This window comes from Rufibacter sp. XAAS-G3-1 (assembly GCF_013623775.1).
Classification (GTDB): Bacteria; Bacteroidota; Bacteroidia; order Cytophagales; family Hymenobacteraceae; genus Nibribacter.
Map to the genome: position 1 here is coordinate 231,997 of NZ_JABFAM010000003.1, position 19,747 is coordinate 251,743.

General features: G+C 51.5%; 18 protein-coding genes. 10 read left to right on the plus strand and 8 right to left on the minus strand.

What is annotated here, in order from left to right:
• Positions 1–56 precede the first annotated feature (56 nt).
• Both HHO50_RS01830 and HHO50_RS01835 read left to right on the plus strand, forming a co-directional pair.
• Positions 57–1,025, plus strand: coding sequence for an SIS domain-containing protein (locus HHO50_RS01830; protein ID WP_181304298.1), 969 nt, complete (start codon positions 57–59; stop codon positions 1,023–1,025).
• A gap of 5 nt (positions 1,026–1,030) precedes the next feature.
• Positions 1,031–2,107 carry a mannose-1-phosphate guanylyltransferase gene (locus HHO50_RS01835; protein WP_181304299.1) on the plus strand — a complete coding sequence of 359 codons (1,077 nt, stop codon included), beginning with the start codon at positions 1,031–1,033 and terminating at the stop codon, positions 2,105–2,107.
• A 202-nt stretch (positions 2,108–2,309) separates the two neighbouring features.
• Here HHO50_RS01835 and HHO50_RS01840 read toward each other — a convergent pair whose 3' ends face one another.
• From HHO50_RS01840 to HHO50_RS01865, 6 genes are all read right to left on the minus strand, one after another.
• Complete coding sequence (locus HHO50_RS01840; protein WP_181304300.1) at positions 2,310–2,546, minus strand: hypothetical protein; 237 nt, start codon at positions 2,544–2,546, stop codon at positions 2,310–2,312.
• Entirely contained in the window at positions 2,547–2,969 is a 423-nt protein-coding gene (locus tag HHO50_RS01845) for a hypothetical protein (protein WP_181304301.1), read from the minus strand.
• 475 nt (positions 2,970–3,444) lie between these two features.
• On the minus strand, positions 3,445–4,257 hold the full coding sequence (gene rlmB, locus HHO50_RS01850) for a 23S rRNA (guanosine(2251)-2'-O)-methyltransferase RlmB (RefSeq protein ID WP_181304302.1): 813 nt from the start codon (positions 4,255–4,257) through the stop codon (positions 3,445–3,447).
• A gap of 267 nt (positions 4,258–4,524) precedes the next feature.
• Complete coding sequence (locus HHO50_RS01855) at positions 4,525–7,530, minus strand: DUF2723 domain-containing protein (protein WP_181304303.1); 3,006 nt, start codon at positions 7,528–7,530, stop codon at positions 4,525–4,527.
• A gap of 124 nt (positions 7,531–7,654) precedes the next feature.
• The gene (locus tag HHO50_RS01860; RefSeq protein ID WP_181304304.1) at positions 7,655–8,284 is read right to left on the minus strand and encodes a T9SS type A sorting domain-containing protein; all 630 of its coding nucleotides are present in this window, start codon (positions 8,282–8,284) and stop codon (positions 7,655–7,657) included.
• A 180-nt stretch (positions 8,285–8,464) separates the two neighbouring features.
• Positions 8,465–9,229 (minus strand): biotin--[acetyl-CoA-carboxylase] ligase, encoded by a 765-nt coding sequence (locus tag HHO50_RS01865; RefSeq protein WP_181304305.1) that lies wholly within the window; start codon positions 9,227–9,229, stop codon positions 8,465–8,467.
• A gap of 40 nt (positions 9,230–9,269) precedes the next feature.
• Between HHO50_RS01865 and rsfS the strand changes: the two genes are divergently transcribed.
• From rsfS to HHO50_RS01890, 5 genes are read left to right on the plus strand one after another with little or no spacing between them, the layout of a single operon-like run.
• Entirely contained in the window at positions 9,270–9,671 is a 402-nt protein-coding gene (gene rsfS, locus HHO50_RS01870; protein ID WP_181304306.1) for a ribosome silencing factor, read from the plus strand.
• Between the two features lie 48 nt (positions 9,672–9,719).
• The gene (gene ftsH, locus HHO50_RS01875; RefSeq protein WP_181304307.1) at positions 9,720–11,831 is read left to right on the plus strand and encodes an ATP-dependent zinc metalloprotease FtsH; all 2,112 of its coding nucleotides are present in this window, start codon (positions 9,720–9,722) and stop codon (positions 11,829–11,831) included.
• Positions 11,832–11,869: 38 nt separating this feature from the next.
• Entirely contained in the window at positions 11,870–12,520 is a 651-nt protein-coding gene (locus HHO50_RS01880; protein ID WP_181304308.1) for a lactate utilization protein, read from the plus strand.
• Positions 12,504–13,283, plus strand: coding sequence for a UDP-2,3-diacylglucosamine diphosphatase (locus HHO50_RS01885; protein ID WP_181304453.1), 780 nt, complete (start codon positions 12,504–12,506; stop codon positions 13,281–13,283). Before HHO50_RS01880 ends, HHO50_RS01885 begins: the two co-directional genes overlap by 17 nt.
• Entirely contained in the window at positions 13,264–14,088 is an 825-nt protein-coding gene (locus HHO50_RS01890) for a hypothetical protein (protein ID WP_181304309.1), read from the plus strand. The genes HHO50_RS01885 and HHO50_RS01890 overlap by 20 nt, the downstream gene beginning before the upstream one ends.
• Before the next feature lie 741 nt (positions 14,089–14,829).
• On the opposite strand, the gene sugE is transcribed toward HHO50_RS01890, so the two are convergent.
• The gene (gene sugE / locus HHO50_RS01895; RefSeq protein WP_181304454.1) at positions 14,830–15,156 is read right to left on the minus strand and encodes a quaternary ammonium compound efflux SMR transporter SugE; all 327 of its coding nucleotides are present in this window, start codon (positions 15,154–15,156) and stop codon (positions 14,830–14,832) included.
• A 605-nt stretch (positions 15,157–15,761) separates the two neighbouring features.
• On the opposite strand from sugE, the gene HHO50_RS01900 reads away from it, so the two are divergent.
• Together HHO50_RS01900 and HHO50_RS01905 are read left to right on the plus strand one after the other, a co-directional pair.
• Complete coding sequence (locus HHO50_RS01900; RefSeq protein WP_181304310.1) at positions 15,762–16,823, plus strand: sensor histidine kinase; 1,062 nt, start codon at positions 15,762–15,764, stop codon at positions 16,821–16,823.
• Complete coding sequence (locus tag HHO50_RS01905; protein WP_181304311.1) at positions 16,823–17,602, plus strand: LytTR family DNA-binding domain-containing protein; 780 nt, start codon at positions 16,823–16,825, stop codon at positions 17,600–17,602. The genes HHO50_RS01900 and HHO50_RS01905 overlap by 1 nt, the downstream gene beginning before the upstream one ends.
• Before the next feature lie 120 nt (positions 17,603–17,722).
• On the opposite strand, the gene HHO50_RS01910 is transcribed toward HHO50_RS01905, so the two are convergent.
• Positions 17,723–18,205 (minus strand): GNAT family N-acetyltransferase, encoded by a 483-nt coding sequence (locus tag HHO50_RS01910; RefSeq protein WP_181304312.1) that lies wholly within the window; start codon positions 18,203–18,205, stop codon positions 17,723–17,725.
• A 386-nt stretch (positions 18,206–18,591) separates the two neighbouring features.
• Between HHO50_RS01910 and HHO50_RS01915 the strand changes: the two genes are divergently transcribed.
• Positions 18,592–19,746, plus strand: a complete 1,155-nt coding sequence (locus HHO50_RS01915) for a zinc-dependent alcohol dehydrogenase (protein WP_181304313.1) — start codon at positions 18,592–18,594, stop codon at positions 19,744–19,746.
• Position 19,747: the final 1 nt, after the last annotated feature.

Genomic DNA, 19,747 nt, shown 5'->3' on the forward strand with positions numbered 1-19,747 from the left:
GTCGAGAAACAAGGGTTTGTACTTTCTGTTGTTGTCTTGTCTAATACAAATCTAGCTTGAATATCACGAAAAATATCAAAAGCATCGCAAAAAAAGTGTTGGAAGAGGAAGCCACCGCCATCCTGAAACTTGCCGACTACGTGAATGAAGATTTTGAGGCCTGCGTAGAAGCCATTCTGGCCAGCAGGGGCCGGGTAGTGGTCACGGGCATTGGCAAAAGCGCCAATATTGCGGCCAAGATTGTGGCCACCCTCAATTCTACCGGCACCCCGGCCCTTTTCATGCACGCCGCCGATGCCATTCACGGCGATCTGGGAATGATCCAAGCCGATGACTTTGTGATCTGTCTCTCTAAAAGCGGCAATACCCCAGAAATAAAGGTGCTGGTTCCGTTGCTCAAGCGCAAAGGCACCAAATTGGCGGCTTTGGTGTCAAACGTAGATTCGTACCTGGCCCGGCAGTCTGATTTTGTGCTCAACGCCACCATTGAGCGCGAGGCCTGCCCCAACAACCTGGCTCCCACCACCAGCACCACGGCGCACCTCGCCTTAGGCGATGCCCTGGCCGTTTGCCTGCTGGAGTCCCGCAATTTCAGCAAAGAAGATTTTGGGGCACTGCACCCCGGCGGCTCCCTGGGCAAAAGACTCTACCTGAAAGTGGGGGATATCTACAGTCTCAATGCCGCCCCAAAAGTGAGCACAGACGCCACATTGAAGGAGATTATTATTGAAATATCCTCAAAACGCCTGGGGGCTACGGCGGTTCTGGATAATTCTGGTAACTTGACGGGGATTATCACAGACGGAGACTTGCGCCGCATGCTCTCCAACTTTGACAATTTAGCGGGAATTACGGCCGCCGACATCATGACCCCCTCGCCGCTCACCATTGATTGTGACGAATATGCCGTAGAAGCCCTGGCTACTATGCAAAAAAGAAACATCACGCAACTCATTGTCACCAAAGCCGGCACTTTCTCTGGTTTTGTACACTTACATGATTTGCTCAAAGAAGGACTAGTCTAAACTAAATGAACAACAATACCTACGTAGTGATCATGGCAGGCGGCATTGGAAGTCGCTTCTGGCCGTTCAGCCGGGTTAGCCATCCCAAGCAATTCCATGATGTGCTGGGCACCGGCGAAAGCATGATCCAAACCACCGTAAAACGTTTTGCAGGCATTTGCCCGCCAGAGAACATCCTAGTAGTCACCCACCGCGACTACGCCAACCTGGTGCGGGAACATCTGCCAGACCTCACCCATAACCAGATTCTGCAGGAACCCATTGGGCGGAACACGGCCGCCTGCATTGCGTATGCCTGCTTTAAAATCGCGAAGCGAGCCCCCGGCGCCAACATTGTGATTGCCCCGGCAGACCACGTGATTTTGCGGGAAGAGTCTTTCAAAAACTGTGTAAAGGAAGCGTTGGCCGCCACCGCCAGCAGCGAGATTCTGGTAACCCTGGGCATCAAGCCCACCCGTCCGCACACCGGCTATGGCTACATCCAGTTTATTGACGATGAAAACAGCACCCTCAAAAAGGTAAAGACGTTCACCGAAAAGCCCTCGCTGGAGATTGCCCAAATGTTTCTGGACAGCGGCGAGTTTGTCTGGAACGCCGGTATCTTCATCTGGAACGCCCAGGCCATTGTGAAAGCCTTCCACCACTACCTGAGCGACATGGCCGAAACCTTTGAAGAAGGCCTGCCCGTTCTGGACACCGACCAGGAAGAGGCGTACATCAACAGAGCGTATTCCCACTGCCGCAATATCTCCATTGACTACGGCATCATGGAAAAAGCAGACAACGTATTTGTGATTCTGGGCGATTTTGGGTGGTCAGACCTGGGCAGTTGGGATTCTCTGTACAGTTTGTCTGAGAAAACGCCCGAAGGCAATGTAATAGACGGCAATATCTTGACGTATGACGTAAAGAACTGCATCATCAAAACCCCGCAAGATCAGCTGGTGGTGGTACAGGGGTTGGAAGACTACATTGTAGCCGCCCATGACAACGTGTTTATGGTGTGCCGCCGCGAAGATGAGCAAAAAGTGAAAGACTTTGTGGCCGATGCCAGGGCCATGAAAGGCCAGAATTTCATTTAGCGTTTTAGAGCTTGAACCTGCTTAGAATTTTTCATTAATGGGCGTTTAAAGCAATTCCTCTGGGGAAGCATCCGCTTTGGCCATTGTTTTTAGGCTATTTTTATGAAAACAGGCCAAAAACAAGAGGTTTATCTGTACACTGCCGCAAGCATCCGCTTGTAACCCGTTTTCAGGCTACTTTTAGGAAAACAGGCATAAAACTCTAAACAGCTTCCTTGTTTAAATTTGAGGTTTGCCAGCGAAAATGACCAGAGAAAGGTTCTACAGAAGCGTTTTTTGAGCCGCGTAGCAGCGCTACGGGGCGATAGAAAGGTGAATGCAGGTTCTTTTTATGGGCCTTTGCAGCACAAAGTTGAAATTTAAACAAGCTCTTATAACCTAAAGCAAAAAGCGGGGTGCCCTTGGTAAAGAGCACCCCGCTTTTTGCTTTACCAATCATCTATCGGTTCCCCGTTTGCCGGACTAACCGGTAAACATCAGTCATGCCTCCTTGCTGCTTGGTAAGGGTTACCATGTCATTTGCGGTACTTATAGAGAATTCACCATCCAGGATAAGCGTCCAGTCAAATTCTGCCGTCCAGAAAGACTTATCCTCAAAAATTATCTTCTGCCCTTCTACAACATGGTAGGTGCCTTTGCCAATTGCCGGGTACTTGGTTTTCTCACTGCTTCCCGAAAAGGAGTTGTCCTTCAAAACAAGGGTCACCTCTGCGGTCGCATAATCAGCCGTAGGGCTTGACCGCGTAAACGTGCCAACGTACGTACCACTACCACTAGGCAACACCGCTGGACTCCCATCTTCCTTGTCGAAGCAGGAAAAGGAAAGGAACGCCAGTAACAGAATCAGTAACTTATTTTTCATAGCATCTCTTTTGAGAAAGACCCTTCAGACGGCGAAAAGGCTGCATCACATTTATGAAATGTTCTGTGCTTGTTGGTGGGGCGAAGGCTTGTTGGTGAGAACACCATAGCCGTCAGGCTAAGGAGAAGCGGAGGTCATTTCCCCTTGCACAAGTACCTCGTTACAGGGTAACGAGGCTACATGGCCGGGTATTCCGTAGCGACCTTACCCTGCAACGTCATACACATTCCTTCTTAGCCAGACGGCTATGGGGGATAACACCAACAAGCAAGACGCCGTCTCAAGCAGTACTACCTCACTCCATTGCGGCTACCTGCTGGTTTCCTTGACAAGGCGGTTCTTTGGGTCTCCAGCGCCAATTACAGTATCATGGGTACTTCCACCAAAACCAAGAGGGCACAAGAAAAGCGTTTTGCGGCTACTTTCGTGAAAACAGCCGCAAAACGCTTTTCTTGTGCCCTCTAAAATGGAAGGCCTATTGGGCTTTCCGCTGTCTTAGGGCTTCGTATAAGATGATGCCGCTGGCCACCGACACGTTGAGCGACTGCACCTGGCCCACCATCGGGATTTTCACGCGCACATCGGCTCTTTTCAAATATTCCGGCGAAATACCGTCTTCTTCGCTGCCCATGAGCACGGCCACCGGGCCGGTCAAGTCAACGGCGGCATCGGTGAGGTTATCGTCGGCTTTCTCGGTACAGGCCACCACGCGTATACCAGACTGCTTCAGGAAGTGCAGGGTGTCTTTCAGATTCTGCTCGCGGCAAACCGGAATCAGGTTCAAGGCGCCCGCCGAGGTTTTCAGGGCATCGGCATTGATCTGGGCGGCCCCACGGCTCGGGATCACAATGGCGTCCACGCCCATACACTCGGCGTTACGGGCAATAGCCCCGAAGTTCCGCACATCGGTAATACGGTCTAGCACCAACAGCAAGGGATCTTTGCCTTTCTCGAAGAGGGAAGCCACCATCTCGTCTAACGGAGAATAAGAGATCGCCGACAGATAGGCCACGGCCCCCTGGTGGTTTTTGCGGGTAAGCTGGTCCAGTTTCTCGTTGGGCACCAGCGAGATGGGAATCTGGGCTTCGCGGGCCAGTTCGGTGATTTCCTGACTGATGCTGTGCTTGGTTCCTTTGAGCAGATAGATTTTCTCCATGGTCTTACCGGCGTGCAAGGCCTCCAGTATCGGCCGCAGGCCGAACACCATCTCCATTTTATCTACCTTGGGTTGGGTGTAGTGCCTTGGCTTTCCGCCACCGTCTCTATCTCTGTAATTTCTATTCTCCATGGATGTTATGCGTTGATCTGCAGCTTACCTGCTATTCTGAATTGCCTGCAAAGGTAGCCGTATTTCCGCAGAAATGTAACAGAAGCTTGCCGGGCAGATTTCCTCTTCCCGTTTTGGCCGTCTTTTGAGAAAAACCCACCAAAACCGGTCTTTGAAGGTACGAACGTTTCCCGCCCCTGTTTTAGGCCTATTTTCCACAAAACAGCCCTAAAACAGAAAGAGGCCGGATATTTCTACCCAGCCTCTCCTATGTGGCATCAAAGCTACTTATGAACCGCCCATTTGGCCGTAATACTGCATGAACTTCTGCTCAATCTCGGTGGCTTTCTCAGTCATGCCCACCTGGCGGGCCACCTGGATCAGCTGCTGCAAGATGAAGAGATTGATGCGGATCTCGGTCTCAAACATGGAGTTTTGCGTGAAATAGTAGCGCAGCGCGGCATCTGACCGGGCCGACATGGTGTTCACAATCTCCTGCGCCCGTTTCTGCTCCCCTACTTCGTACAACGGCACCACAAACGGCGGAATGTAATAGTCATACGGAATAGATTTGTCTGGCAACTGCGTGAAGCAGTAGTCCATGATCTTTTTGGCGGTGGCTTTGTCTCCGGCTTTCAGGTACTCCATGGTCAATTGGTAGTATTTGTCACGGGCGTTGGCCGGGAAACGCAGGTAGTTCTCATCATAGAAGATGTCTGTACGGTCCAGGTTGCGCCAGGAGAACTTGTTCATCATGTTGTCATACATGATGTTTTTGGCGATGTAGCCCATCTGATCAGAGGTTCTGCTTTGCACCGGTACCACTCTGTAGGCTAGTCCCTCTAACTGCAGATAGTTGTCTAAGCCCAGGAAATCAGAGTTGTCGGCGGTGGTGGAGAAGTACACCGGACGCTGCCAGTTGTTGTTGGCAATGAGGTCAAGAATAGCCAGGTGCTTTTTCTCCAGACCGGCCTTGTCAATGGTAAAGCGCATTTGGCTCACCACAGAGTCTCTGTAGGCCGGGGCTACGGCGTTGGCTGCCAGAACAGCGTTTTTGTCAACGTTCAGGAAGAAGTTCTTGGTTGGGAAAGACAGATAGGTACGTCCTGAACGGTCTCCAATCTGCAGGGCCTGGTGGTTTTGCTTCACCAGTTGGATGTACTGTTTCAGGTCAATGCCACTGGCCACCTCGGGGCGCTCCACGTACGGCAGGTAGTCGTTGATGCCCTGGCGGTAATTCTCATTCTCCAGCGTCATGGGGAACGGCTCAGACTCATAGGCCTGCCGCTTCATCTGGTCCAGGTACCAGTCGGTGTTCATGTAGGAAAGAACGGCCACGCGCACATCCGTCCGGAAACCTTCCACCTCCTGGGCGTACCAAAGCGGGAAGGTATCATTGTCGCCGTTGGTGAACAGGATGGCGTTGGGCGCCACAGAGCTCAACAGGTTCTTGGCCGAATCTACGGAATGGTACCGGTCTGAGCGGTCATGGTCATCCCAGCCCTGGGCCGCCATCACCCCCGGAATCAATAACCCTGCCACCGTAGCCACTACGCCCGCCAACACGTCAGATTTCAGGGTTCTCCGCAGGAAATCGGCGATAGCCAGAACGCCCAGGCCAATCCAGATGCAGAAGGCGTAGAAGGCACCGGCAAAGGTGTAATCCCGCTCGCGCGGCTCAATGGGTGGCTGGTTCAGGTAAATCACAATGGCCAGACCGGTGAAGAAGAAAAGCAGGCCCACTACAAAAGCATCGCGCTGTTTTCTTCTGATTTGGAAAATCAAGCCCAGAATCCCCAGGGCCAGCGGTAGCATCAAGAAGTTGTTACGGGCTTTGCTCCCGGCAATGCGGTCCGGCAAGCCCTCGCTGCCTTCCCACGGCCACAACACGCCAGACTGCTGGATGTCACCCTCCCGGCCCACAAAGTTCCACCCGAAATAGCGCCAGAACATGTGGCCCATCTGGTAACGGAACAGGAAACTCAGGTTTGCCCCGAAGCTTGGTTTCTGGCCTTCCTGAATGTCAACCCATTTTTTGTACTGGGCAATGTGCCCGGGCTGGTTGCTGTACAGGCGCGGTAATAACGTCTTGTCTTTAGAGTCATACACTGCCTCTACCTTACGGCCTACCTCAAGGTATTTGTCTTCACCTTTGATGTACTGCGCATCGCCTTCTTTCTGGTCAATGGGCTCAGCGTTGAACTGCGGGCCAAACAGCAACGGACGGTCGCCGTACTGCTCCCGCTTCAGGTAAGACACAAAGCTCACAATGTTCTCTGGGTCGTTTTCGTCAATGGTTGGGTCATACCCCGAACGGATGGGGATGATCAGGTAAGAAGAGTAGCCAATCAGCACGAAGATCAAGCTCAGCAGAGCGGTGTGCAGGGTGCGGTTCCCGGTCTTGATGGCATGGCGCACGGCCCACACCAGTGCCCCAATAAACAGCACCACAAAGAAGATCACCCCCGCGCCAAACGGCAACCCGAAGCTGTTCACAAACAACACCTCAAAGCTACCGGCAATGGACGGCAGGCCCGGAATGATTCCCACCAGCACCACGCCCAGAATCACGGCGCTCACCACCAGGGTTACAATGGCCCCTTTGTTTGAGTACTTTCTAAGCCGGAAGAAGAAAATAAAGGCCAGGGCCGGAATGGCCACCAGGTTCAGTAAGTGAACGCCAATGGAAAGCCCCACCATGTACGCGATGAGGATCAGCCATTTGTCTGAAGCGGCGTCATGCGCCCGGCTTTCCCAGCGGAGCATGGCCCACACCACAAAGGCGGTAAAGAAGGAGGACATGGCATACACCTCGGCCTCAACCGCCGAAAACCAGAACGAATCTGAAAAGGTGAAGGCCAATGCTCCTACGGTGGCCGCGCCCATGATGGCAATGGTTTGCCCCAGGGTTGGCTCTACAGAGGTTTCTGTCTCCGTAGCCGCAGCGGAAAGCCCTGCCGGTGCTTTAGGAGCAGGCACCAATAATTTGCGCGCCAGAATACTGATAGTCCAGAACAGGAACAGGACGGTGAAGGAGCTGGAAAGGGCAGAAAGCAGGTTCACCCACCAGGCCACTTGCGAAGGGTCACTCGCGAATAAAGAGAAGATACGCCCCAGCAACAGGTAAAAAGGAGCCCCGGGCGGATGTGGCACTAATAGTTTATAAGAACTGGCAATGAATTCTCCGCTGTCCCAGAAACTGGCCGTTGGCTCCAGGGTAAGTACATACACGATGGTGGCCACCGCAAATACCAGCCAACCTACCAGATTGTTGATCCTATTGTATTGCAACATGATGTGTTAAAGATTGAACCCTCGAAATTAGCAATTTTCTGCACGTCTAGCCTCTTGCCAACCCCAATAAATAAAAAAAGAGCCAGCGCAGGCTGGCTCTTCTATAACTTAAGCAGCTGGCAACTTATTGCTGTTGCAGAATCAGTCGTTTGGTTTCCACCATCTTTTCGTTCACCAGCAGGCTGTAGAAATAAATACCGGCGGGCAAGGGAGAAAGGTCTACTTCAACTGTTTCAGTGGTGGCAGGCTTCAAAACCCGAATCTCTTTGTACACTTTCCCAATGGCGTTGGAGATTCGTATTTTGTAGTTCTCATCGCCCAGCGAACTCAGCGAGATTTTTGTTATGCCTCTGGAGGGGTTTGGGTACGCATTCAAAGAAGGAACTAACTTAGGCTCTTTTGTTCCCTGGTTTGAGGCAAAGATCTTACCGGTACTGGCGTACGCAGCTACTATCTGCCGCAAGCCCGGCTTGGCCTTCGCGCCTGCATTGTTGGTCAGGTTCAGCAAAGGCGAATACTTATTCACGTTCGGGTTAATGGATGCGATATTCAGCGCGGGCAATATCCTGAATTCCGCTATCGTTGAACCAAGGGAAGACCGCCAGTTATGGAAAACGGTGTCAGACGTAGAAGCTTCGGTGGTGCGGGTACCCAACGGCAAGCCACCGGGTAGCACGCCCAGGGTGGACGCTTTACTGCCAAAAACCAAGCCCAGGGTTAGCACCCCCAGGAAAATGCGTGTAAAGATTTTCATACCATATATGCCTATGAAGGTGGTGTCTATTTTCAGAATTGGTCAAATATAGCAACCTATACTTAAAGAACAAACTTAATTATAGGATTTTCACTATCTTCTATCGGCTAAAATCCGGTCCACTCTTTTCTAAATACAAGCTGCTTTAAGCCTTATTTTCGTAAAACAGGCCTAAAACCATCACTCCTCAATCACAAACTTAATCTCCTGGAACTGGAAGAACTGCAATTTTTGTTCCATCAGTACCGCCAGTTGCCCAATGGCATCCACCCCGGTTATCTGCCCCGGTAGCACCCGCCCTCCTACTTCGTACAAATGCCATTCCTGGTAGCGGTACAAGTGCTGCAGGTACTCCCTTTTTTGGGCCGCGTCGGCTCCACTGCGCAAGGCCAGGTATCTTCTTTCAATACTTTCCAGTAACTTGTTGATCAGGTTGGGAAGGGGATATTGTTGGCCGGTAAGCAAAGCCAGCGAGGTAGCCCGGGGATGGGCAAAGGTCACCTGGTTCACGTTGATCCCAAGGCCCACCACGCTGTGCTGCAGGAAACGCCCGCTCACGGAGTTCTCGATCAAGATGCCGCCCATTTTCTTGTCATGGCAGTACAGGTCATTGGGCCATTTTAGGCTAGCGCCCGCGGGCAAATACTCCTGCAACAGGTCAAGCGCGGCCAGAGACACCGCAATATTGAGCGAGAACTGCTGCTGCGCCTCTAAAAAGGTTGGCTTTAAAATGACAGACAACGTAATGTTTTTGTCAGGCTCCACATCCCAGGTATTGCCACGTTGGCCGCGCCCGCCCGTTTGGGCACCCGCCACTATGACACAACCATCCGTGGCTTCATTTTTGTTGAGAAGCAAGTGTGCCTCTGTGTTGGTAGAGGCACATTCTGGCAGAAAAACCAATTGCTGCCCTATAAAAAGGGTATCTGGTAATTTATTTTGCAAAGACTTTAGTATTTTTGAAGATCAAATTTATATTTCCCAAATGAAACACAACCCGATTCAGGACAATTCCGACATATTGGCAGAACTGGTAGTAAAAGGCATGCAAGAAAGAAAAGCAGCTGATATTGTCGTTCTCAACCTGAAATCTTTGAAGAATGCCGTCTCAGACTACTTTATCATAAGCTCTGCCACCTCAGACACGCAGCTAGATGCTATTGCTACGTCTATTGAAGAAGAAGTTTTTAAATTAACCAAAGAACATCCTTGGCAGAGTGAAGGCCGTACCAACCGTGAGTGGGTGGTGCTGGACTATGTAGACGTAGTGGCCCATATCTTTCTCAAGGACAAGCGTAATTTCTACGCACTGGAAGAACTCTGGGGCGATGCCGAAATTACGCACGTGGCGCCTACGGAAGGCACTACTACATCGGCTGTGGTCTAAACAAACCCCCGGCCCAGAGGTTTACTTTTTATTGAGAGAGAACAACCCATGACTGAAAAACCAGAAAAAAAGAAGAAAAGAAACATAATCCCCACTACGCCGCCCCGTCCTACCATGCAAATATGGGTGCTGGCGGCACTCGTGATTTTTATTTTCGGCCTTACCTACTACAACAACCTGAACGCCACCGTAGAGATACGGCAGCCGCGCTTTGAGGAGATGCTGCTGGCGCAGGATGTGAAGAAAGTGGCCGTGGTAAACAACAATGTGGCGGAGGTGACCTTGAAAGAGGAAGCCCTGAAAAACGACAAGTACCGGACAGAGTTGGAGAGCCGCGGGGGTAGTTTCAGCATGAACAGCCAAGGCGCGCACTACCACTTCCCAATCATTACCGCCGAGAGCTTTAAGCAGGATCTGGATCAATTGCAGGCCAACCTGCCGCGTGAACAACGCGTACCGCTGGAGATTGAGAAACGCACCGGCTTGCTGGAGCTTTTGATGGGCTGGCCGTTCTTCATCCTGCTCATGGTAGGCTTCTGGTTCCTGATGCGCCGCATGGCCACCGGAGGAGCCGGCGGACAGATCTTCAACATCGGGAAATCGCGCGCCGCGCTGTTTGATGCCGAAAACAAGGTGAAGATCACGTTCAAAGACGTGGCTGGCCTTGAGGAAGCCAAAGAAGAGATCCAGGAGATTGTAGAGTTCCTGAAGAACCCCACCAAGTTCACCATTCTGGGAGGCAAAATCCCGAAAGGTGCCTTGCTGGTAGGCCCTCCGGGTACTGGTAAAACCTTATTGGCGAAAGCCGTGGCCGGCGAGGCCGAAGTGCCGTTCTTCTCCCTGTCCGGTTCTGACTTCGTGGAGATGTTTGTGGGGGTGGGTGCCGCCCGCGTGCGTGACTTGTTCAAGCAAGCCAAAGCGAAAGCCCCGTGTATCATCTTCATTGACGAGATTGACGCCATTGGCCGTAGCCGCAGCCGCGGACAGATGCCCGGCGGGAACGATGAACGCGAGAACACCCTGAACTCCCTTTTGGTGGAGATGGACGGTTTCGCGACGGACTCCGGGGTAATCATTCTGGCCGCTACCAACCGCCCAGACATTCTGGACTCTGCCTTGCTGCGCCCAGGACGTTTTGACCGCCAGATCAGCATTGACAAGCCAGACATCAACGGTCGTACCCATATCTTTGGGGTACACTTAGGCCCATTGACTTTATCAACCGATGTGGACGCCAAGAAACTGGCGGCCCAAACGCCTGGTTTTGCCGGGGCTGAGATTGCCAACGTGTGTAACGAAGCTGCTTTGATTGCGGCCCGCCGTAACAAAAAAGCGGTGGAGATGCAGGACTTCAACGATGCCATTGACCGCGTGATTGGTGGTTTGGAGAAGAAAAACAAAATCATCTCGCCGCAGGAAAAGAAGATTGTGGCGTACCACGAGGCGGGCCACGCCATTGCCGGGTGGTTCCTGGAGCACTGTGACCCTTTGGTGAAAGTGAGCATTGTACCGCGGGGCGTTGCCGCGTTGGGTTACGCGCAATACCTGCCAAAAGAGCAGTTCCTGTACAACACAGAGCAGTTGATAGACGAGATGTGCATGGCCTTGGGTGGCCGCGCCGCAGAGCAGATCGTGTTTGGGAAAATCTCTACGGGTGCCTTGAGTGACCTGGAGCGGATTACCAAAATGGCCTACAGCATTGTGACCATGTACGGGATGAATGAACGTATTGGCAACCTGTCTTTCTATGACTCTAAGCAGCCGGACAATACGTTTACGAAGCCTTATTCAGAAACTACCGCTGAAACCATTGACTCAGAGGTACGTCTGTTGGTAAGTGATGCGTACCAGCGTACCCTTCAGTTACTATCAGAGAGACGGAACGAGTTGGAAATGGTAGCCCAAGAATTGCTGGAGAAGGAAATCCTTTTCCAGCATGACCTGGAGCGTTTGGTTGGCCCAAGACCTTTTGAAGGCTTAACCAACTACCAGGCCCATACCGCCGGTACAGACCGCAGCAAGACGCAAAGCGAGGTGGCCGGCGAAAACCATACCATTACCCCAACCGGTGCCCAGCAAAACCTGGAAGACACGCCTACGGCCGCTGAACCTACCGGTGCCCCTTCTTCCAGCGGAGAAGGAACTACCTTCAGTTCGTAGTCCTTTTCTGAAAAGTAGGCCCTAAACGGAAATACAACATGTACGAAGCTAAATCCAAAGAGATTGTGCTCCGCAAGGTAAGAGAGGCGCTGGCGAAGTCAGCGCCTTTTCTGCCTCCTACCCCAGACTTCTCTACCTCAGTCTACGGCCCACTGCTGGAAGACCTTTCTGTACAGTTTGCAGAGACGTTTATCCGCAACAGCGGCACCTTTGTGTACTGCGAGCACGAGGAAGACTTCTTTGACCAGCTTTTTGAGTTCAAGAAAGAACGCGGCATTGACAACCTCTACGTGTGGGAACCCACGTTAAAGAAAATCCTGCACGCCGGGGGCATCAACTTCAACGGCACCGAGGATGATTTCATCACCAACGCGCAGGCTTCCCTCACCACCTGCGAGGCGTTGGTGGCGCGTACCGGCAGTATTCTGGTTTCCTCGGCCAATGCCAGCGGAAGAAGACTTTCAATATTCCCGGCCATGCATCTGGTGGTGGCCAAGCTGTCTCAGTTGGTGCCAGACATTAAACAAGCCCTGCAATTTGTAGAGGGCAAATACGGCAACCGGTTGCCTTCCATGCTATCTTTGGTGAGCGGCCCCAGCCGTACCGCCGATATTGAGAAAACCTTGGTGATGGGTGCCCACGGCCCCAAAGAACTTATCTTGTTTCTGATTGATGATCACACCGATTGACCACCTGCCGCCCGGTAAAAAAGTATACTTCGCTTCAGATTTCCATTTAGGCGTACCTTCTCCGGAGCAAAGCCTGGCGCGCGAGAAAAAGATTGTGCGGTGGTTAGATCAGATCAAAGCAGATGCCCAGGCCATTTTCCTTTTAGGTGATATTTTCGATTTCTGGTTTGAATACCGGCACGCCATTCCCAGAGGCTTCATCCGGTTGCAGGGCAAACTGGCCGAAATAGCCGACAGCGGTATTCCCATCTATCTTTTCACGGGAAACCATGACATGTGGATGTTTGACTACTTCCCCAAAGAACTGAACATTCCCGTGTTCAGAAAACCTATTTCCATCACCATCGGCCCGCATTCTTTCTACATTGGCCACGGCGACGGTCTTGGGCCCAAAGATTACACGTACAAAGTCCTGAAACGCGTGTTCGCCAACCCGGTGAGCCAGTGGTTCTTTGCGCGTATCCATCCTAACATGGGCATTGGGCTCGCTAGTTTCTGGTCACGCCGCAGCCGGATCCAGAACACCAAGGCAGACGAGGTCTTCAAAGGCGATGACGAATGGCTGGTGCACTATTGCCAGCGGGTGGAAGGACGGCAGCACCATGATTTCTACATCTTCGGGCACCGCCACTTACCTTTAGATTTACCTATTGGCCAGCGTAGCCGCTACCTGAATTTGGGAGAATGGGTCAATTTTTGCTCCTACGCCGTATATGATGGACAGGATCTCACGCTCACGTACTTTGAACCACAACCTGCTTAAACTCTGTCTGGGGATTTCCTGTTGGCTCCTTTGGGTGCCCGCCTCCCTTCAGGCGCAGGCCCCGGCGTGGCGGTTGGCGTTCCAGTTACCCGTTAGAGGAAATGCCTTGCTTTCCATTGACCGGTTTGACCGCGCTTACCTGGCAGATGCCCGGCAGAACATCCTCCAGCTAGACACCCTGGGCAAAGTCATCAACACGTTTTCGCCGCCCATCCAGGGACGCGTGGCAATGGTAGAGGCCTGGAGCCCCGCCAAGATCATGGTGTTCTACGATGACCGGCAGCGCGTACAACTCCTGGATAGGTTTCTCACCCCCTTAGGCCTTGCCGATTTACGGGAATACACCGACGGCACCATCAGGGCTGCTACCTTGGCCGCCGATGACCGGCTCTGGCTTTTTGACGAAACCACGTTCCGGCTACTTAAAATCGATACCCGGGTAAACCAGGTAGGGTTTGAAAATCCCCTGGAGCTGCTCCTAGACCGAAGGCAACACGACATCACCTTCCTGCGCGAGTACCAAAGCAAACTGTACATGGTAGACCGCTCCTCGGGTGTCTACGTGTTTGACAACATGGGCAACTACCAGAAGAAGTTAGCACTGCCTACTCTTTCCTACGTGGGCTTTGTGGGCGATGAGTTGTATTACCTCTCCAACAACCAGCTCCATTTCCAGCACCTTTACACGTTCCAGACCCGCACTGTTGCCTTGCCAGAGCAGCCTCTCCCCTATCGGCAGGTATTGGTAGGTGACAAGTTCCTCTACCTCCTCACCAACGAGGCTCTGCTGGCCTACCGGCGATAAGCTGTTTTAGTGCTCTTTTTCAGAAATCAGGGTTGAAACAGGGTTAGATAATACTGCTTTTAAGGTTGCTAAGCATCTGCCAATTTTTTGTACCCATGCGGCTTTAAAACATAGAAAGATTAGCAATGCGCCTGTCGCTGCGGGGCAGCGAGGGTAGTCAGGAGACTACCCATTATCCGTAGACACGAGTCAGAGACTCGCGCCAGCGAAATGGAGGGGTGAGCCACGGTAGTTGATTCGTCCCAAGTAGGCCAACAGTAGGTCAGGAAAGCTCCCCTCCTTGGCTAAGGAGGGGCAGGGGGTAGTTCACTGTTCCAGGCAGCAAAGGCGTTCACTACCCGCACTCATTTCCAGCCTTTAGGGTGAGTGCCTAAAGGTCTAAGGTATCGGGCGGAGCCCGGCATCCGGGGTTTTAGGCGAAAAGTAGAGCCTCGCGGCTGTGAGCATTTCCCGCTTGGGATGAAACAACACAGTTCCTACACCTACGCGAAAGCCGGCTATCCTCAAACACCTAAGTACGGAGACAGCATTACGTTATCCTATTTATCCTCCTGGAAGGATCTTGTGGCAAACTAGAATAGCTTTGATGGAGCGCTATTGCCGTTCGCCACCAAGATCCTTCCAGGAGGAAGACAAAAGAGTAGGACAAACTAATTTTGTCCGCGTACTTACAACAAAATAGACAATCTGATTTAGGCCTGTTTTCGCAAAATAGCACCCAAAAGACAAACCTCTCCCTACCTATTCCTTCGCCAAAAACTTCAACCCGAGCACCCCGGCAATAATCAACCCGATGCAGATCAACCGCACGGCATCTTTGGGCTCGTTGAACAAGACCATTCCTAAGACAACAGTCCCCACCGCCCCAATTCCCGTCCAGGAGGCATAGGCCGTGCCAACCGGTAAGGTGCGCATGGCCTGGGCCAGCAAGACAAAACTCAGGATCATGATGACGACGGTGATCACCGTAGGCCACAACTTGGTAAACCCTTCGGTGTACTTTAATCCTATGGCCCAACCAATTTCGCAGATACCCGCTACTATCAAATACAACCAGGCAGAATTCATAAATTTCATAGTAATTAAGTTAGAACTGAATTAATTGAGCTGTACATACCACAGCTTCAGTAGATTAATTTCCGTTTTGGTCAGGATTTTATTGCCTGCCTGCGGCAAAAGCCTCAATTTACCATAATGGCAGCGTAACGTGCTGCTGCGTTTTTACGCAAACTTATGAAAAAAGCCGTCTGTACAAGTTAGTTCATTTTCTGGCGGCAGCGTTAAAGGGGCAGCCTTCCGTTCCCCAGCATTTTACAGGCGCCACCAGACTCCGTTTTTAAGAGCATGTTTAAACTTTGGATTGGTAAGCGAAAACGGCAAGAGTAAGGTTCTGCGGAAGCCTGTTTTTGAGCCTTGTAGCAGCGCTACGAAGGCGAAGAAAGCGCGAACGCAGGTTCTCTCTATGCCGTTTGCAGCACGAAAGACAAAGTTTAAACATGCTCTAAGCCTAATTTTCAGAAAGCACGCGTAAACCAGAATTCCATTACTAACCATTAGCATGGGTAGACCGCACCTCAGTTTTCCCTTTATAGGCGGGAGCGCGCTTACTTACGTCTTGAACTATGCTTCTCTCCACAGAGTTTTTGGATAGGCTGTTTGTACAGTCGCCCTTCATGAAAAAAAAATTCAAATTCAAGCATAAGCACCTGTTGCGCTACCTGGGTAACACGGCTATCGCTTTCCTTATCTTCTGGACGTTTTTCTTTATTGACCACGCGGGAGTGCGTGATTTTGACACGTCAGATGGTCTCCGCCTTTTCTATGATGCCTTAATGGTGAACGCGGTGCTGGAAGGTACCCGCCGCATTGCCAAACGCCTGAGCAAGAAATATGATTGGCGCGAGTACGGGTTGCGCCGCTTCATCTATGAATGGATTGCCGTTCAAATTTACATCCTCTTGGTGATGGTGCTTTTTGAGATCATGCCCCGTCTCATCTTCGGCCAGATGACGTATGAAGCGCAAGATGCCACTACCCTGCGCAACATAAAAGAATTCTTTGTGTTTGGCAGCATCATTCTGCTGTTCGTGCATTTTATACGGTCTGGCATTTACTTCTACAACCAGTGGCACCGCTACCTCATGCAGTCTGAAAAGCTGAAAAAGGAGACCATCAAAGTGCAGTTTGAGTCCTTGAAGCAGCAGGTAAACCCCCATTTTCTGTTCAACAGCCTCAATGCCCTTACCTCGCTCATCTACAAAGACCAGGATCTGGCGGCCAAGTTTGTAGAGCAGCTTTCTAAAGTGTACCGCTACGTGCTGGAGAACAAAGACAAAGAGCTGGTAAGCCTGCACACTGAGCTGGATTTCATCTATTCTTACCTTTTCCTGCTGAAAATACGGTTCAGGGAAAACCTGCGCGTGAACATGGACGTGCCCGATGATCTGCTGCACCTCCAGGTAGCGCCCCTCACCATGCAGTTGCTCATGGAAAACGCCATCAAGCACAACATTGTGAGCCGCGATGAACCCCTCTTTATTGACGTGTACGTGGAAGGCGATTACATCATCATCAAGAACAACCTGCAGCTTAGGGAAAGCCATGAAGAATCTACCGGCGTGGGTCTCAAGAACATCATCAACCGCTATAAATTTATCACCGACAAAAAAGTGGATGTGGAAGTAACCGCTTCTACTTTCATTGCTAAATTACCGCTTCTTAACAAGGCTGCCTGATGAACATTCTCCTGATTGAAGACGAATACCTGGCTTCGGAAAAACTGGAAGCCCAGTTGTTGCGCTACGACCCCACCATTGAGGTGGTAGCCACCATTGACTCCATCCGGAATGCGGTGAAATGGTTTGAGTCTAACCCAGCCCCAGACCTGGCTTTTCTGGACATCCATTTGTCTGACGGCAACAGTTTTGAGATTTTCCAGAAGGTGAAAGTAGATTGCCCCATCATCTTCACCACGGCGTATGACGAGTATGCGATCAAAGCCTTCAAGGTGAACAGCATTGACTACCTGCTCAAGCCCATCAGCAACGAAGACCTTGGCACGGCCATGGACAAATTCAAAGCCTTGCGGCAAAGCCAGCCCGCCGCCCCCGCCCTGGACATGCAGCAGATCATGGCCCTGCTCAACAAGAACTCGTCTACGGCAGAGGCCCCTCACTATAAAAACCGCTTCCTGGTGAAAAGCGGCCAGAAAATACGCTCTGTCTCTACTGATGAGATTGCCTATTTCTACGCCGAGGACAAGATCGTTTTCCTGATCACCACCGGCGGCCAGCGCTTCATCACAGATTACACCCTAGACACCCTGCAGGAACTTCTAGACCCCGAGAAGTTCAGTCGCCTCAACCGCCAGTTCATCGCCCACATCCACTCCATTGATGAGATTCATCCGTACCTGAAAGGCCGCCTGAAAGTGTACGTAAAACCTGTTACCGACAAAGAAATCATCATCAGCAATGAACGGGCGGCGGCGTTTAAAGAGTGGCTAGGGAAATAGCCGTTTTAGGTTCATTTTTGAGAAAACAGCCTCAAAACGGCATCTTACAACAGGTGACCCCATAAAACAGAAAAGGTCAGATGGAAGCATCTGACCTTTTCTGTTTTATGCAGGCTGCTTCTATAGGTTTTTGAGCATCCAGATGTTACAGGCAAAGTGGCCCGAGTTTCCCAGGGCGTGATCTAATGGCGTGAACCCTGCCCTTTCATACATGCTCACGGCTTTGGCCAACTCCGGGAAAGACTCCAGGTAAAGTTGCTGGTAGCCAAGTTCTTTTGCCCGTTCTATGTTGTGTTGCAGCAATTGGTAGCCTATTCCCTGGCCCCTCACCTCTGCCGCCAGGTAAAACTTCACTAGTTCGGCACAGCCCTGGGGCAAGCCGTCAGTAGGGTACACGCCGCAGCCGCCTATGATTTCGCCCTCCATTTGGGCTACCACGTAAGCGCTACCGGGGGTCTGAAAAAGATGATACAAATCGTCGGTAGTAAGGTCTGTGTAGACGGTTCCGGGCTTATCTATTTTAAATTCCCTGAAAACCTTTCTAATCAGGTTCGCCAGCACAGGGTTGTCTCTCTCTTCTATGGCTCTGAAAGCAATGCTCATGTACGCTGCGTTACAAGTGTATCCCGCCCTGCCAATTTTCACAAGAACGGCTTAGCAGGATGTTTAAGGGCACAAAGCTAGAAAAACCGCCTCAGTAGTTCCTGCAAAATTTTAGCGATCTGTTACCTCTTAGGGGCAATAGAGAATTTCCGTTTTTAGCTCATTTTCCCAAAAATCAAGTCAAACGGCACCCGCTTTTACCGGCCGACAATGCCTTCTGGTTCAACACTTTTTCTGCTGCTGCAACTGGCTCCTGAAACTTTAAAAAAGTATGCAAGTATCTATACTGTGAATACCTGAAAGCTACTTGTTTGGTGTAAAGCCATTTACCAGAGCATTGAATCACATTTAAATCATTGTGTTACCTTAACCCAAGGAGAATTCTTATGCTAGCCATGAATTACCGGGGGCCTTTGCGGGTCCGAATAGATCACAAACCCATGCCCGAAATCCTGCATCCGCAGGATGCTATTGTCCGCGTCACGCGTTCCTGTATCTGCGGATCTGACCTTCACTTGTACAATGGTTCAGTGCCAGACACCCGCGTGGGGATGACGTTTGGGCATGAATTCACCGGCATAGTAGAAGAAATAGGGTCAGAGGTTACCAAGCTGAAAGTGGGCGACCACATACTGGTACCTTTCAACATTGCCTGCGGGCAGTGCGTTTTCTGTAAGCAGGAACTGTACGGCAACTGCCATGAGTCTAACCCGCAGGCCACGGCCGTGGGCGGTATCTTTGGGTACTCCCACACAGCTGGCGGTTACAACGGCGGACAAGCCGAATACGTGCGGGTACCGTATGCCAACGTGGGCCCTACGGTGATCCCGGAGGGCATGGATCCAGATGATGCCGTTATGCTCACCGACGTAGTGCCTACCGGGTACCAGGCCGCCGAGATGGGCGGTATCCAGCCCGGCGATACCGTGGTGGTGTTTGGGGCCGGGCCGGTAGGCATCATGGCCGCCCGTTGCTGCTGGCTGTTTGGCGCGGGCCGCGTGATCATTATTGATAAACTGGATTACCGTCTGGAGTTTGCTAAAAACTATGCGCAGTGCGAGGCTTATAACTACAACGAGATTGGCGACCCGGCGGTGTTCATCAAGAAAACCACTGACTGGCTGGGTGCCGATGTCTGCATTGATGCCGTGGGAGCCGAGGCCACCGGTAACGCCATGCAAACCATAACCGGTAGAAAACTGCTTCTGCAGGCGGGTTCTGCCACCGCCTTGCACTGGGCCATCAATTGCGTAAAAAAAGGCGGTGTTGTCTCTATTGTAGGAGTCTATGGCCCAACCGACAACCTAGTCCCAATTGGAAACGTCCTTAACAAGGGTATCACCATCCGGGCAAACCAAGCCTCCGTGAAACGCTTGCTTCCAAGATTGATTGAGCACGTGCAAAACGGCGTCCTGAACCCCAAAGCGCTAATCACGCACCGCATTCCGCTGGAAGAAGTGTCTGATGCGTACCGCATGTTCTCTGAGAAGCTAGACAACTGCATTAAACCAGTTCTTATTCCACCATCAGCCAGAATCTAAA

Bases quoted from the DNA above. Each gene is read 5' to 3' on its own strand.
- HHO50_RS01835 (WP_181304299.1), top strand. From the start codon at position 1,031: ATGAACAACAATACCTACGTAGTGATCATGGCAGGCGGCATTGGAAGT.
- HHO50_RS01840 (WP_181304300.1), bottom strand. From the start codon at position 2,546: ATGATTGGTAAAGCAAAAAGCGGGGTGCTCTTTACCAAGGGCACCCCG.
- HHO50_RS01845 (WP_181304301.1), bottom strand. From the start codon at position 2,969: ATGAAAAATAAGTTACTGATTCTGTTACTGGCGTTCCTTTCCTTTTCC.
- rlmB (WP_181304302.1), bottom strand. From the start codon at position 4,257: ATGGAGAATAGAAATTACAGAGATAGAGACGGTGGCGGAAAGCCAAGG.
- HHO50_RS01855 (WP_181304303.1), bottom strand. From the start codon at position 7,530: ATGTTGCAATACAATAGGATCAACAATCTGGTAGGTTGGCTGGTATTT.
- HHO50_RS01860 (WP_181304304.1), bottom strand. From the start codon at position 8,284: ATGAAAATCTTTACACGCATTTTCCTGGGGGTGCTAACCCTGGGCTTG.
- rsfS (WP_181304306.1), top strand. From the start codon at position 9,270: ATGAAACACAACCCGATTCAGGACAATTCCGACATATTGGCAGAACTG.
- ftsH (WP_181304307.1), top strand. From the start codon at position 9,720: ATGACTGAAAAACCAGAAAAAAAGAAGAAAAGAAACATAATCCCCACT.
- HHO50_RS01880 (WP_181304308.1), top strand. From the start codon at position 11,870: ATGTACGAAGCTAAATCCAAAGAGATTGTGCTCCGCAAGGTAAGAGAG.
- HHO50_RS01885 (WP_181304453.1), top strand. From the start codon at position 12,504: ATGATCACACCGATTGACCACCTGCCGCCCGGTAAAAAAGTATACTTC.
- sugE (WP_181304454.1), bottom strand. From the start codon at position 15,156: ATGAATTCTGCCTGGTTGTATTTGATAGTAGCGGGTATCTGCGAAATT.
- HHO50_RS01900 (WP_181304310.1), top strand. From the start codon at position 15,762: ATGAAAAAAAAATTCAAATTCAAGCATAAGCACCTGTTGCGCTACCTG.
- HHO50_RS01905 (WP_181304311.1), top strand. From the start codon at position 16,823: ATGAACATTCTCCTGATTGAAGACGAATACCTGGCTTCGGAAAAACTG.
- HHO50_RS01910 (WP_181304312.1), bottom strand. From the start codon at position 18,205: ATGAGCATTGCTTTCAGAGCCATAGAAGAGAGAGACAACCCTGTGCTG.
- HHO50_RS01915 (WP_181304313.1), top strand. From the start codon at position 18,592: ATGCTAGCCATGAATTACCGGGGGCCTTTGCGGGTCCGAATAGATCAC.